The sequence below is a fragment of the Acinetobacter sp. 25-47-122 genome (assembly GCF_056779695.1).
This window is the reverse complement of the sequence record NZ_JBWYIJ010000002.1, coordinates 108593-123419: the sequence shown is the minus strand read 5'-3', so window position 1 is coordinate 123419 and position 14827 is coordinate 108593. Positions and strand designations below refer to the sequence as shown.

Here is a 14827-nt window from a genome sequence, read left to right as displayed (position 1 = left end):
CAGGTTGTCTTAAAAGTCAATTTATGATTTTTCAGCAGGAAATGTAATCACTTGCTCTAGTTTCATTTTCTCTGTTGCCACCATCAGTAAACGATCGATCCCCAATGCGATACCTGAGCATTCTGGCATTTTAGGCAATGCTGCTAAGAGATTTTCATCTATTGGCATAACATCTAAGCCTAATTTTTCGCGTTCAGCATTATCAGCTTCAAAACGGGAACGCAATACATCTGCATCAATCAACTCATCATAAGCATTTGCTAACTCTAAGCCCTCAATGTAAAGCTCAAAACGTGCTGCAACCAATTCCCCATCTTCATCAACTCGAGTTTTTGCAAGAGATGCAAGTTCTGGTGGAAAATCTGTTAAAAATACAGGCGTATCAAAACCTAAGCTCGGTTCCACCATATGCGAAAATAACAAGTCGATATAACCTAGACGATCATCACCCAGATCTAGATTTAACCCAACACGATTACAACAATCCTTTAATTCCTTTAATGTGGATTTAAGTGGGTTGAGATCTAAGCGATCTATAAATGCATGTTTATAACTTAAAATCGTAGGTCGCACTTCGCCAAAACGATGTGCCAAAGTGACATTGAGTAAATCTGTAACTTCAAACATTAACTCTTTGAGACTTAAATCAGGTCTATACCATTCAAGCATGGTAAATTCACTGTTATGTTTACGTCCATGTTCATCATCGCGAAAAACTTTACAGATTTGATAAATTGGCCCTACTCCTGCTGCCAACAGTCGTTTCATGGCAAATTCTGGTGAAGTTTGAAGATAGTGCTTTTTCAAATGACCATGCACATGACGGCTTGCCTCAACTGATGCCAAGTGGACATCGGTTACTCCAGCATGAGATAAAATTGGAGTTTCCACTTCCAAAACATCACGTTCTAAAAAAAATTGGCGAATCTGTTGATACATCTTCGCTCTGGCCTTCATGGCTGTAAGATCGCAAGTTGGTAGATAGCTCAGAGAGTCAGTCATGCTTGCGGCCCTCCATGAGCAGCCCATTCACGGCGTAATGGATAGGTTTTACGTAATTGATCAAATGAGGCTTGATCTACTTTCCCATCTATGAGGCATGCTCTTAAGTTCTGATCATCTCTAAAGATATCGTAGATATGGTTTAATTGAGTTTTCAGCGTGTGCTTGAGATCACTATTGTTAAAATATTGTTCACATGTAGGCAATTGGGTTTCGAACTGTTTTGAAGGCTGATGGCCGAAATGCTGACAGAAACCATCATAAATCATCTGGGTACCACGCGCTTTACCCTCAAGACTATAACCCGCAATATGAGGTGTCACCAATTGCACAAGATCCAGTAAATCTTCCGTAATGACTGGTTCATGCTCAAAGACATCTAGTACAACTTTACGACCCGTTGCTCGAATATCTGCAATCAAAGCTTGTTCTTCAATGACGGGCCCACGGGCAGAATTAATTAAAATTGTAGATGGTTTAAGCTTTTTTAAGGTCTCAGCATTAAACATATGTCGGGTTGCATGCATCCCTGAAGTGGTTAATGGCACATGGATAGAAATTGCATCTGCTTTTGAAAAAACTTCATCTAAAGTGACTTGCTGAATATTTTCTCTTTGTACAAAAGGATCAACCCCGATGACGTTCCATCCCAATAGTTTCGCCATATGTGCGAGTCGAGAACCGACATTACCCAGTCCAATAATGGCTAAAGTGAAATCTTGTTCTGCATCTAGCAAATGAGGATTTAGAGCTAATAACGCAGTAATAACATATTCAGAAACAGCTTGGGCATTACATCCTGCAGCATTTGTCCATTGGATATTTTGCTGTTCAATTGCTGGAATGTCCAAGTGATCTGTGCCGATCGTTGCACTACCCACAAAGGTTAATGCAGTATTTTGAATGAGCGCAGAATTCACTTTCGTCACAGAACGTACTAATAAGGCTTCAGCATCGACCACATCGTCATGCTTTAAGGTACGACCAGCTTTATTATAAATATCGCCAAATTCTGAAAAGAAATAATCTGTGAATGCGAGATTTTCATCTGCAACGATTTTCATGAGCCTACCCATCAAGATTTTAGCATTATGATAACGCTTCTGTGAAGGTTAGGCTATGTGGCTCGCAGCTTGAGCGACTGACTACCAACCACATAGCACCATTCCTAAAATCAATCTAAATAGAACGTTTTTAAAGGTGGATAACCATTGAATTCGACCGAAGCATAAGAGGTTGTATAAGCTCCAGTACTTAACCAATAGAGTCGATCTCCAATGCTCAAGTTTTTTGGTAACTGATAAGGCACTTTTTCATACATGATATCTGTTGAATCACAGGTCGGTCCTGCAAGCACAACACTTGAATGTTCATGTGCTGAATGCATTTTAGGTGTATATATAGGGTATTTGATCATTTCACCTAAAGTTTCAATTAGTCCATTAAAGACGCCCACATCCGTGTACACCCATCGTTTATCATCATGTGCTGATTTATTGGCGATAAGAACAATCTCTGAAACAATCACACCAGCATTACCCACCAGCGATCTGCCTGGCTCCAAAAATAATATCACCTGATCATCAAAGTGTTCATCAAGATAGCGTTGAATCTCGTGCGCATAACTTTGAATACTGTCAACATCAGCTAAGTAATGTGCTGGGAAACCACCACCCAAATTGATTAATTGTAAGCTGATACCGTATTGTTCTTTCAAAGTATCAAATATTTGCTTCACTACCGTTAAAGCTGAACGCCATACAGTGACATCACGTTGCTGACTACCGACATGGAATGACACGCCAAAGGGTATTAAACCCAATTGTCTAGCTTTCACCATTAAATCAACCGCCATATCTGGATGGCATCCAAATTTACGTGATAGTGGCCAATCTGCTGTACCTCCCGACTCTACCATTGCCCTGACAAAGACTTTAGAGTTCGGTGCGAATTCGGCTATTTGGGCGAGATCTGCTTCCGCATCGGTAACAAATAAACGGATTCCTTTTCGGTAAGCGTATTCAACGTCTGAAGCTTTTTTAATAGTATTACCGTATGAAATACGATCTGGATGAATTCCACATTCAAGCGCTTTGTCTAACTCATAAATTGATGCAACATCAAAACATGAGCCAAGTTGATCAAGTTTATGAATAATTTCACGACCTGGATTTGCTTTCACTGCATAATAAATATGGGCTTTTGGAAAGCTATTTTGCAACTCAATAAATTGAGTTTGCACTTGATCTAAATCAACAACTAAAAAAGGGCTTTGCTTTGTTTCGGCAAAATTTTGGATTTTTTTCCATTGTTGATCAGAATAGTATTTTTTTAATTGCATGTAAGATCCACTCACGTTAGCGAATAATTTAACGAAAATGGCCTTTGGCTATAAGTATTTTGGCTAGGGCCGTTGATTGTGCATGTGTTGATTTTCAAGGTATGCACATTAGTCTTACATTAATCTCTATTCAATTTAAGACGATCACTCCATTCATTCAACGTTGGCTCCTCCACCAAATCTTGAAATTCAATTTGAAAGCCTTTTTCACGTAGCAATCCAACCAGCGTCATAAGACTGACTGAATCAAGTCCTAACATAAATAAATTATCTTCCTGCTGAATTTCATCTACAGGTAAATTCAATTGATGAGCGACCATATTTTTTAGCTCAAGCATGCTTAATTCATTCATGATCATTGCCCCTGACCTAAGTCATTAATCACAGTCTGAGTATCCATGACTTTTGCACAGCGCCCAGTCGCATATTTTAGTGCAAGATCATGTTCTTCTCGGCTAAAATCCGCCAAGGCATCACCAACCATAAATGCTTGAATATCCAGCATAAATGCTTCTGCTGCTGTTAATAAGCAACCAATATGGGCATATACTCCACAAATCACTAATTGATCGCGATTGGCTTGTTTGATTTGCTGCTCAAAATCACTTTTTTTAAATGCGCTATAGCGCCATTTTGTCAGCACGGTGTCTTCATTTTTTGGTTGCAGTGGATCAATAATTTTGGTCAATGCTGGATCAGCTGACAAACCTTTACCCCAAAAATCCGTTAATAGTTGACGATGTTCTGGCGTCTGATCACCAGGTTGTGCGGTGTAATACACTGGAATTCCTAGTGCATGTGCCTGATCAATAATGGCTTTACAATTTCGGATTAATGTGGGAATGGGCGCTTGGGTCTGATCATAAAAATCTAAAAAATACTGCTGAACATCATGTACCAATAAAACCGACCGTGATGCATCTAAAGTCCAATCAACTTTGTTAACTGGAAAATCTTGAGCAGATGGCATGGGGTAACTTGCAATACGTGGGATTGCCATATCTTATTTCCTTCGTTAAATCGTGTCTTCGGTGAGGCGTTTTCTGAGTTGTTTCTTGTCGATTTTGCCCAATGCCGTATAAGGCATTTCTTCAATAAATTCGATGCGATCTGGGATCTTATAGGTCGCCAGACCGTATGCTTGAACGAATTGTCTAATTTGCAGTTTGAGCCTTGTTTCTGATGCATCTTGGTTGTTAGGTCGCCATTGAATAAATGCACAACTTTTTTCTCCTAATATTGGATCTGGTTGTGCAACCAAGGCGGACAAGATGATTTGTTGGTGTTGATTTAAAACCTGTTCGACTTCTTCCGTCGCGATTTTTTCTCCGCCACGATTAATTTGTTCCTTACTTCGTCCTTCAACAATAATATTGCCTTCTGGCGTTAATCGTACTAAATCACCAGTGCGATAAAATCCATCTAAGGTAAAAGCATTTCGGTTATGTTCTGAAGCCCGATAATAACCTCTAATGGTATAAGGGCCGCGAGTTAAAAGATGCCCCACCTCACCCAACGGCAGCTCGTGATCATCTTCATCGACGATTTTAATTTCATCATCTGGACTTATACGGGAACCTTGGGTACCTATAATGACTTCTTTAGGATCATCGTAACGCGTGTAATTCACCAAGCCTTCTGCCATACCAAATACTTGTTGTAATCGGCATTGGTATTGATCAATCAATTTTTCAGCTAAAGCATCTGGCAACCTTGCTCCACCGACCTGTAAAGCCGTTAATTTTTTAAAAATATTTGTTGCGCCATTTTGAACAGCTTCAGCCCATGTTGCTGCTAATGCAGGGACAAGAGCAACATGCGTGATATTGTGCGATTCAATGAGTGGAAATGCAGTTTGGGGAGAAGGATCTTTCGATAAAACAAGTGTTCCACCTGCATAAAACAGACCCAATGAACCAGCCGAACTCATACTGAAATTATGTGCTACTGGAAGCACCATAAGCATACGGCTTTCTGTATGAAGTTTACAAATATCTGCACTGGCACGAACACTATACAAATAGTCATCATGTGTTCTTGGTATAAGTTTCGGTGTGCCAGTACTGCCCCCTGAAAGTTGAAAAAAAGCCACATGGCGAGCCGTTATTTTAGGCTTTGAAACCATATGATTTTTAAACGATGGAAGATTCGGCCAAGGATCAAAATCGCCTGCATCACCAACGACAATCACTTGCTGTAAAGTCGGACATCTGCGCTGGCACTCTTGCGCTAAGGATCTGTAATCAAAGCCTAGATGCTTATCTGCACAGATATACAATTTGGCATCTGTTTGCTGAATAAAATGACTTACTTCGGCATGACGGTGTGCTGGTAAACTCATGACTGGTCGCATCCCTATCCGCAAAGCTGCAAAATAAGCAATAAAAAACTCTGCTATATTTGGCATTTGAATCACAACAGCATCTGCCAGCCCATAGCCTTGTTTAGTCAAGAAGACTGCAAATTGTTCAATATTTTGATTCAGCTCTTGATAAGAATACTGGCGATCACCACAAATCAATGCCATTTGATTGACGAATTTCTGGGCTGATTCTTGAAAAAACTCAGAAATGGTTTGTCCTTTCCAATATCCCTTTTGAATGTATCGCTCTACGAATTCTTCTGGATATGGCACGATGCCATCCCATCGTAAAGACTCGTCATTTACATTTGCATTCATTTTATTCCCCCATGATTTAAGTGCTGAGAATCTAAACCCAATGCATTTAACATCGTTTTAAATTTCACGATGGTTTCAGACAGTTCACTTGTCGGCTGTGAAGCTTCAACAATTCCTGCACCCGCATAAAGACGCGCATAATGCTCAAAGATTCGCCCACAACGTACATTCACTGCCCAAGCACCATTCCCTCTGGCATCACACCACCCCATGGTTCCAGCAAAAAGGTTACGGTTAAATGGCTCTAGTTCCGAAATCAACTGACGAGCCATGGGTGCTGGTTGTCCACAGACTGCTGGTGTTGGATGCAGAATTGAGACCACATCAAAAATGTGTTGCTCTGGATCTTTCAACGTTCCCTGAATTTTGGTCGCCAAGTGCCAAACCGCCTCGGTTTTAATCAGTGAAGGTGATTTTGGGATATTCAGCGTTTTGCACAAGGGAGAGAGTTGATCTGCAATGGCTTCGATGACCACGGCGTGTTCATGCTGATCTTTTTGTGAAGCAAGCAATTTTTCAGCTCGTTGTTGATCCATTGTGGGATCTGTATGGCGTGCTAATGTTCCTGCAACTGGGTGGCTAAACAAATATTCATTTTGCTTCGCAACGAGAAGCTCTGGACTTGCCCCCATAAACCAACCAGATTGTTTTGGGTTTTGGGCCAACGCAAATGTGTAGCCATCAGGATTAGAAGCCAACAACTGGTAAAATAAATCAATAATATTAATTTTGTGTTGGGTTTTAAGATCAATTGCCCGAGCCAATACTGCTTTTTCAAGCGGTGATGACTTCATCAATTCAACCAATTTAACGACACCAGCAATGTATTCCTCTTGTGCTGGGATGAGAGTCGCTTGCACTTGATCATTAAGAGAAGACTGAGCCGATTGATCAATGCGCTCATTTACAAATGTGTTTTTTGCTTCCGCAATCGAGATTTCTGGTAAATCTCGATGATCAAAAGGCAAGCTCCCGACCAAAATAAGATCTTTATTCGCTGTTAATTCGATTTTTTTTTGTAGTGTAGATTTTGCTTGTTCGAGCCACAGAGCTTGCTGCTGATTAAAATTTAGATGAGAAGCTCGATCAAATTCGATATGTTCAACTAACTTTTTACTTGAAATGGTCCCCGTTGGCGTTGCGAACACGAAGCCAGGTTGATCTTCCTCAATTAACTCTTCCTTTTTTATGCCTATCATATTTTGAAAAACTGACGGTTCTATTGGCAACATATTTGTTCTCACGATTATCTGTTCGCACTGCGTGCATCAAACTTTCAACATTCACAAAAGGACAACCTCTAGGAGTTGAACGCAACCAATATAATAATTATTATTCCCAATTGAAAATGATTATCGTTTCAATTTGTTAATAAAATTAAAGGATACTTAAATGGGTTTATATATCGTGACGGGTGCAGCCAGAGGAATTGGTGCTGAAATTTGTCGTCAGCTATTGCAGAAGGATCATCAAGTCATCGCAATTGATCGGATTGATGACATCAATCAATGGGAACTTTTTAAATTAATTCCTGAAGCATCACTCAACCATCTAGACCACATCAGCTGTGACATTCGTAAGACCAATGAGATCATTCAGCACATTGAAAATTCTATACTTTTTAAAGGCACGATCACGGGGTTAGTGAATGCTGTAGGAGTCTTAGAAATGGGATCTTTATTAAATACATCAGTTGAACAATGGCATGAAAATTTGTCGATAAATTTCATTGGCCCTGCCGAACTTAGTCGTTGGGTCGCTCACCAAATGATTCCTCAAAGAGAAGGTGCGATTGTGAGCATCAGTTCAAATGCAGCCCTCATTCCAAGAATGAATATGGGTTTGTATGCAACGACTAAAGCTACAGTGAGTCACTATTTTAAAAATCTTGCGTTGGAACTCGCGCCTCACAATATTCGCTGTAACTTAGTTTTACCTGGCTCAACCCTTACACAAATGCAAAAACAACTATGGACTGAGGATCGCCCCCCTGCAAACATTGTCAACGGAAATCTAGAACAATTCCGAAATGGTATTCCATTGCAAAAGATTGCTGAGGCTGAAGATATTGCCAATGCAGTGATATTCTTACTTTCAGATCAAGCACGCCAAATCACAATGCACGAATTGGTGGTTGATGGTGGAGCAACTTTAGGCGTGTAACAGCCCTATTGCCCATTCAAAGGATAAGCTGCCAGACTATTCTGGCAGTGGTTTGTGAATTTGAAGTTGTTCAAAAACAAGTTCTGGTTGAGCTAACCAAGTTTTCATCATCTCCATAAAATCATACCAATAAGCTTTAAGACTTGGCACATCATAGAGTTCTTTATGTCCGTCAACAGCGAGATACAATCGTTCGATACCATCAACAAACTTATTGGTAATCGCGGTATCAAAGTCTTCAATTGGGCCAGCGGATATAGTTGTTTTTGTTAACTTACACCCTTCAAAATGTTCAGGTAGAGGGTAAGGAATCCAGTTCACAATAGGTCCAAATAAGATATTTTCATAGGGATCAAAATCTTCTAATACAAATCGCATTTGCTCAAAATAGCTTTGCTGATGCGGTCGAATTTCGGCAAATCTTTTCGTTAATAATAAAATGATTTCTTTTAAGTTTTCTTGTCCAGTAATGCCCAACCTTAATGGCAGGATATTCATGACTAAGCACGGTATACGCATAGATGAAGTACCCAACCGAGACATAAAAGGTACCCCAAAGCATTGTTGAGGATCTTTAGACTGTTTTATTAAATAACTCATCATCACTGCCATGACGATAAGAGCACTGGGCAATTTTAATTCAGTTGCTAATGCATTTAATTGTAGCTGTGTAGGCCAATCAATTACCTCTTCATAACGTGGCCCTTGTGAAAATGGTTCTTTTAATTTTCGTTTAAGTCGTTTCTTAGGAGCTTTCTCATACGAAAAATTAGCCTTCCAAAAGTCTAAATCTTTTTCAGCTTTTTCAGAGTGAAGGTAGCGCTGTTCTTCTGCAATAAACTTTTCATAATGATCGAACCCTTTAATTTTTAATTCAGTACCATTTTTGAGAGATTGATAATAATCAATAAATCGGCTAATCATCAGTCCGTAAGCGTAGCCATCTAATGCAACGTGATGCGCTTTAAAAAATAATCCATACTTTTGCTCACCTAAGTGTGCAAACACATAGTCATATAAATGACCCGATTCTAAATTAAATGCTGGTTCTACTTCTTTTTCAGCCCACGCTAAAATTTCCTCCTCATCAAGCTGAGATAAATCAACGAAGCTAGGTTTCCGTATCGTCACATCATCTACTCGATAGACGTGTTCGCCCTGAACTAAAGCTCGCCAATGAAGCGATTTAGCTTCCTTTAATGTGAGATAAACTGCTTTTTGAAAAAGCTCTCGATCTAATGGTCCCTCAATAACCAACCACTCCGCCGTATGAAAAGGATAACTGCCATGATAATGATGGCCTTTCCACATACTGTGTTGTGCACGAGTTAATAGATCATGGGATTCATTGATTTGCATAAGACAACCGCATATATTTAATTTTCATTATAAAATCAAAGCTTTACAAAATATTTTAACCTACATATTTTGTGATTACACTTTGGCACAAAAAGATTATTAAATATAATGATTATCATTTGCAAATTTAATTTGTTTGATTTAGATTAATAACCATTCAAATCTGTCGACTGACGCACGTATTACTGTATCGACGATCTTCACTCCATTGATAAGTACAGAAGATTAAATAATGACGACACAATCTCCTCCTCTAGCTCGACATATTTCTGTCCATTCAACAGAACAAATTTCCACTCATTTACAGCGTATTAAGTTTAAAAGTGAAGATTTCACAGGTTATGCAAAATGTGATGGTGGTGCGCACATCAAATTGTTTTTTCCGAACCCTGATCAACAAGCCCCTGACCTCCCGTTTCGAAATTCTTTAGGCAAAATTACGTGGCCAAATGGAAAGAAACCAATTACACGGACATATACTGTTCGAGATTTCGATGAAGAACAGCAACTTTTAGTCATCGATTTTGTAAGACATGAAGATTTTGGTATAGCGGCTGATTGGGCAAAGCATGCGAGTCCAGGTGATCTGTTAGGTCTAGCCGGTCCAGGAGGACCAGCACGTTTTAAAATCGATGCAGAATATTGGATTTTTGTTGGAGATCTTTCAGCAATTCCGATGATCGCTGCCTCTCTTGAACAATTACCAAAAGACGCTCATGGTGAAGTTTGGATCGAGATCGAAGATGATTCAGACCAAATACATCTGAATAAGCCTGAACACATTAAGGTTCATTGGTGCAAAGGCCCTCATGAATTGAATAATAACATCCGTGATTCTTTGCAAAACTTAGACTGGAAAAATAAAGATATTTCAGTATCACTGGCGGGTGAAAATTCAACGGTGGTTGAACTTCGTAAAATACTAAGACAAAACTTCCAGCTACCCAAAAGTAATTTATATGCTGTGCCTTATTGGAAGCAAGGTCACAACGAAGAGGCTTATCATGAGGAACGCCATCAAGTAATGGATGCCATTGAATAAGTGAATAGAATTATTTTAATGAAATATGTAGAAAGATATGAAATATAAAATTGCAATTATGTTGAGTGCTATCACTCTCTTTACAGCATGCTCTCAGTCGAATGAACCTTCTTCACGAGACAGTAAAGCAACGGCTGAATCTCAAATAAATACGACACGACAAATTGAAGATGCTTTAGGTCGTCAAGTTACGATTCCTGTTCAGCCACAACGTGTTGTGGTTTTAAGTGAACTTGATTTGGATAGTGCTATTGCGCTTGGAATAAAACCTATAGGCAGTAGTTATGTTCGAGGTCAAAGTAATTTTCCAGATTACCTCAAAAATGAAACACAACAGATCGCCTCCGTCGGTAACTTTGGACAACCGAGCATGGAACAAATTCTTACGTTACAACCTGACTTAATTATTGCTGGAAGCATGATTGATACACAAATGATTAATCAATTGCAGCAAATTGCACCCACTGCAGTCAGTTTTGCACGCGGCGAGCCATGGAAAGACAGTTTCAAAAAGGTAGCTCATTTATTAAATAAAGAACAACAAGCCCAAAAAGCTCTAGAAGCGTACGATCAATATGCGCAAGAAGCTCAACAGAAATTACATGCTCAACAAGGTCAATCAGTCAGTGTCATTCGTTGGACAGCCAATGGACCTGTGTATATGTTAAATGATTCATTTGCGAGCCAAGTTTTAAAAGATATTGGCTTAACACGACCTCAACATCAGCAACAACCAGGTGCAAGCCATACCCCTCCAATCAGTCGAGAACGTTTTGATCAAATTGATGCAGACTGGCTCATCATTGGCAGTCATCTAAACGCGGAAAAGCAACTGGCAGAACTAGAAAAATTACCAGAATTCCAACGTCTTAATGCTGCAAAAAACAAGCATTATTTCGTGGTTGATGCATCTATGTGGACTGGCATAGGTGGACCACATGCCGCTCGACATGCCATTGATGATGTATTGAAGCATCTCCATAATTAACATGCTGACGAATGCTACAACTGTACTTGACCGATTCCCGCTGATGGGAATCGTGCTTAGCTTGATTATTTTATGTTGCACTGTTTTATCGATCGCTTACGGCGCTGGTCAGCCCTACTTTACAGACAGTTTGCAACTTATTCTTCAGGCACTCAGTCAATGGTCCTTAGAACCAATTACTCCCCTATTGGAAATTAGAATACCACGCACTATTGCGGCGGTGAGTGTCGGATTAGCTTTAGCGATCTCAGGCGTCATCCTTCAGAACTTGCTTAAAAACCCTTTGGCTGATAGTGGATTAATCGGAATTAATAGTGGTGCATCTCTTGCCATTGTTTTGGCCATTGTTCTTCAAATGGATACCTTCGGACTATTTTTTTGGGCGGTGATTGGGGCTTTAGTGAGTGCATTATTGGTCTTTGCCATCAGCCCTCGTCAAATGACAGATCAAAGCTCACTTACACGTTTAGTCTTAGCTGGACTGGCAATCACCAGTACATTCCAAGGTTTTATGGCTGCCATTCTTCTGAGTTTCCAAAATGGCTTAGACGACTATCGTTTTTGGGTTTTAGGTTCGCTCAATCGCGTTGATATTCAATATCTCAGTCTTGCACTGATTTTAATGGCGATCGGACTCATCATCGCTATATTGGTGATACGCCCTCTAGGTCTTAGCTTAGTTGGTGATCAACTGGCGAATAGCTTAGGCTTAAATACGAAACTACTTGATGCATTCTGCATTTTAGCTGTGGTTTTATTAACTGGAAGTGCCGTTGCATTAACAGGACCAATTGCCTTTTTAGGCTTGATTGCACCTTACTTTGCACGAGCTATTGGTGCTCAGAGTATTCAGAAACAGCTCATCTATAGTGGACTATTTGGCATGTTGTTGTTGCTGATGGCGGATATCATTGCACGTGCAGTCGTGCAACCTTTCGAAGCCCCTGTCAGTATTCTTTTAGCCTTATTAGGTGCACCTATTTTGATATGGATGGTGCGTCAAAATAACTTACAAAATATCATTCAGGCGGAGAAATAATATGTCTTCTCTGTTGAGTCGTTTAAAACAAAAATCAATGATAAAGGCTTGGATAATCATTGCGATTCTACTGATATCACTTAGTTTATTTAGCCTGATGTACGGTGAAATCACATTAAATTTGAATACGCTATGGAATGTATTTACAGGCAATGCGTCAGCTGCACATCAACTTCTCGTTGAAAAGATTAGATTACCACGACTTTTGGCAGCCTTATTGATTGGCGCTGCACTCGCCTTATCTGGTCTCATTCTTCAAATTATCACCAAAAATCCTCTTGCGAGCCCAGATGTTTTTGGTATCAGTGACAGTGCAGTGCTTGCTTTGGCATTCACCATTCTCCTCTCAAGTTCTAGTATGTTAGGTCAATGGTGGCAAGCATTAATGGGTGCGATCTTCTGTGTTTTTTTTATTTTAATTGCTTCAGGCGGCGTAGGAACACAGGGGTATCGTATTTTGGTCATCGGGGTCGGAATTGCAACACTCATGAAAGCCAGTTTTGACCTTATCCTTGCGACACTGCCAGTAATGCACACCAGTAATATTTTAATTTTTAGTAGTGGTAGTTTGATTGGTCGAAGCTACAGCATCTTGCTACCAACTTCGATTTTTATCATGCTGCTTGTCAGTATTATTGTGCTGTGGCGGCGACTATTTAGTGCAATGGTTCTCCCTGATTCTGTCATTGATAGTCTAGGAGAACCCTTATCTAAAATTAGACTGATGCTCATTATTATTGCTGCGTTTCTCGCTGGGACCGCTGTCAGTATTGCGGGCCCCATTGGATTCGTGGCTATTGCTGCACCAATCATCGCATTTAAATCATTTCCTCATCATTTATTTCCGATTTTCCCAACCATGTGTATTGGTGCATTAATGGTTTTATGTGCCGATTTACTTGGAAAAAATTTGCTTGCCCCTGTCGAAATTCCCGCAGGCATTATTAGCGGCATGGTTGGTGGTCCACTGTTGTTGTGGTTGTTATATCGTCATTCTAGAAGTATGAGTCGTACATGAGTTTAATCATCAATCAATTAAGTGCTGGATATAATCATCATCAAGTTTTGAAGGGTATCAATGCTGAATTTCAGCAGGGTCAAGTCATCGTCCTCATTGGTCCAAATGGCTGTGGAAAATCGACCTTGTTAAAATGTATTGCTCAAATTCATCCATATGATCAAGGCCAAGTCATTTGGGAAAAAAATCAACTGAATTTACTCAGTAAAAAGTTGCTCGCTAAGCAACTTGCATTACTTCCACAGCATGTAACTGCACCCAACGGCATGACAGTTGAGCAGTTAGTACGCTTCGGTCGTTTTCCACATCAAGGTTGGTTTAAACGACTGAACATCGAAGACCAAAAAGCGATTGATGATGCCTTGTCTGCGACCCATTTAAGCGAATTAAAAAATCAAAATTTAAGCAATCTATCAGGAGGTCAACGTCAACGTGCATGGATCGCAATGGTCCTCGCACAACAGACCCCTTTAATTCTTTTAGATGAACCAATTAGTATGCTCGATATCGGTCATCAAGCCGATATTTTAAATTTAGTCCGCTCTCTAGCTTCACAAGGTAAAACCATAGTGATGGTTCTACATGAATTAGCCACTGCTGCACGCTGTGCCGATTTTCTAGTTGCCATGAAAGATGGTCAAATCATTGCACAAGGTAAATCAGAAGATGTTTTAACAAAGCAATTAGTTCATCAACTTTATAACTTAGATGCCGAAGTCAGAATAGTTGAAGATGATCAATCCAAGAAAAGGTTACTGGTCATCCCAAATAAGTTTGGTGATTAATCCTCAATACCAACTTAATCCATCTTCATTGATGACAACGTAGATTTCTTATGGAAGAGCATTATTCCATTGCAAGCTTTTGAGTTTAATTAGTGGTAATAAACTGAAATCATTTTCTTATCTTGCCCATTTACATTGCTTACTTGAACCACATAATGATCTAAACTTAAACGATCCTCTTGAGTCACTTGATGATCTTTTAACTGCTGAGTGATTTCATGTAATTCAATACAATATTTTTCTAAAGAACTTTCAGAACAGCTATAGTTTTCAATGACTGAACCTTGAAATTCAATATTTTGAGCATGCACGACATGCACCGAAATGACCATATTTAGAATAAGTATAAATAATGATCGCATTGCCTTTCCCCAATAAAGCATACGATCTTTAAATTTACATAAAAATAT

At 39.6% G+C, this 14827-nt stretch carries 15 protein-coding genes; 6 read left to right on the top strand and 9 right to left on the bottom strand.

Annotated features, from left to right (window positions below):
* Positions 1-21: 21 nt before the first annotated feature.
* The 7 genes from epmA to AC1M9P_RS02075 form a co-directional block, all read right to left on the bottom strand.
* Positions 22-1002, bottom strand: a complete 981-nt coding sequence (gene epmA / locus AC1M9P_RS02105; protein WP_481586599.1) for an EF-P lysine aminoacylase EpmA — start codon at positions 1000-1002, stop codon at positions 22-24.
* A complete protein-coding gene (locus AC1M9P_RS02100) occupies positions 999-2066 on the bottom strand; it encodes a 4-phosphoerythronate dehydrogenase (protein ID WP_035266492.1) in 1068 nt (355 codons plus the stop codon). Before AC1M9P_RS02100 ends, epmA begins: the two co-directional genes overlap by 4 nt.
* A 110-nt stretch (positions 2067-2176) precedes the next feature.
* On the bottom strand, positions 2177-3343 hold the full coding sequence (locus AC1M9P_RS02095) for a type III PLP-dependent enzyme (protein WP_035266490.1): 1167 nt from the start codon (positions 3341-3343) through the stop codon (positions 2177-2179).
* A gap of 119 nt (positions 3344-3462) precedes the next feature.
* On the bottom strand, positions 3463-3696 hold the full coding sequence (locus AC1M9P_RS02090) for a phosphopantetheine-binding protein (RefSeq protein WP_228133240.1): 234 nt from the start codon (positions 3694-3696) through the stop codon (positions 3463-3465).
* A gap of 2 nt (positions 3697-3698) precedes the next feature.
* Positions 3699-4343 carry an isochorismatase family protein gene (locus tag AC1M9P_RS02085; RefSeq protein ID WP_035266486.1) on the bottom strand — a complete coding sequence of 215 codons (645 nt, stop codon included), beginning with the start codon at positions 4341-4343 and terminating at the stop codon, positions 3699-3701.
* A 15-nt stretch (positions 4344-4358) separates the two neighbouring features.
* Entirely contained in the window at positions 4359-6023 is a 1665-nt protein-coding gene (locus tag AC1M9P_RS02080) for a (2,3-dihydroxybenzoyl)adenylate synthase (RefSeq protein WP_481586598.1), read from the bottom strand.
* Positions 6020-7255, bottom strand: coding sequence for an isochorismate synthase (locus AC1M9P_RS02075; RefSeq protein ID WP_035266481.1), 1236 nt, complete (start codon positions 7253-7255; stop codon positions 6020-6022). The genes AC1M9P_RS02080 and AC1M9P_RS02075 overlap by 4 nt, the downstream gene beginning before the upstream one ends.
* A 160-nt stretch (positions 7256-7415) precedes the next feature.
* Here AC1M9P_RS02075 and AC1M9P_RS02070 point away from each other — a divergent pair, with 160 nt between their 5' ends.
* Positions 7416-8186, top strand: coding sequence for an SDR family oxidoreductase (locus AC1M9P_RS02070; protein WP_035266478.1), 771 nt, complete (start codon positions 7416-7418; stop codon positions 8184-8186).
* Positions 8187-8222: 36 nt separating this feature from the next.
* Here the strand turns inward: AC1M9P_RS02070 and AC1M9P_RS02065 are convergent, their stop codons facing one another.
* The gene (locus tag AC1M9P_RS02065) at positions 8223-9545 is read right to left on the bottom strand and encodes a condensation domain-containing protein (protein WP_035266475.1); all 1323 of its coding nucleotides are present in this window, start codon (positions 9543-9545) and stop codon (positions 8223-8225) included.
* A 232-nt stretch (positions 9546-9777) separates the two neighbouring features.
* Between AC1M9P_RS02065 and AC1M9P_RS02060 the strand changes: the two genes are divergently transcribed.
* Genes AC1M9P_RS02060 through AC1M9P_RS02040 form a run of 5 tightly spaced genes read left to right on the top strand, consistent with a single transcriptional unit; the run spans position 9778 to position 14417 of the window.
* Positions 9778-10587: a siderophore-interacting protein gene (locus AC1M9P_RS02060; protein ID WP_035266467.1), complete on the top strand. Its 810-nt coding sequence runs from the start codon at positions 9778-9780 to the stop codon at positions 10585-10587.
* 37 nt (positions 10588-10624) lie between these two features.
* Positions 10625-11575: an ABC transporter substrate-binding protein gene (locus AC1M9P_RS02055; protein ID WP_051586552.1), complete on the top strand. Its 951-nt coding sequence runs from the start codon at positions 10625-10627 to the stop codon at positions 11573-11575.
* Position 11576: 1 nt separating this feature from the next.
* Positions 11577-12614: a FecCD family ABC transporter permease gene (locus AC1M9P_RS02050; RefSeq protein ID WP_051586551.1), complete on the top strand. Its 1038-nt coding sequence runs from the start codon at positions 11577-11579 to the stop codon at positions 12612-12614.
* Position 12615: 1 nt separating this feature from the next.
* On the top strand, positions 12616-13632 hold the full coding sequence (locus tag AC1M9P_RS02045; protein WP_481586597.1) for a FecCD family ABC transporter permease: 1017 nt from the start codon (positions 12616-12618) through the stop codon (positions 13630-13632).
* Positions 13629-14417, top strand: a complete 789-nt coding sequence (locus AC1M9P_RS02040; RefSeq protein ID WP_051586550.1) for an ABC transporter ATP-binding protein — start codon at positions 13629-13631, stop codon at positions 14415-14417. The genes AC1M9P_RS02045 and AC1M9P_RS02040 overlap by 4 nt, the downstream gene beginning before the upstream one ends.
* An 89-nt stretch (positions 14418-14506) precedes the next feature.
* Here the strand turns inward: AC1M9P_RS02040 and AC1M9P_RS02035 are convergent, their stop codons facing one another.
* Positions 14507-14779 (bottom strand): hypothetical protein, encoded by a 273-nt coding sequence (locus tag AC1M9P_RS02035; protein WP_155756966.1) that lies wholly within the window; start codon positions 14777-14779, stop codon positions 14507-14509.
* Positions 14780-14827 lie beyond the last annotated feature (48 nt).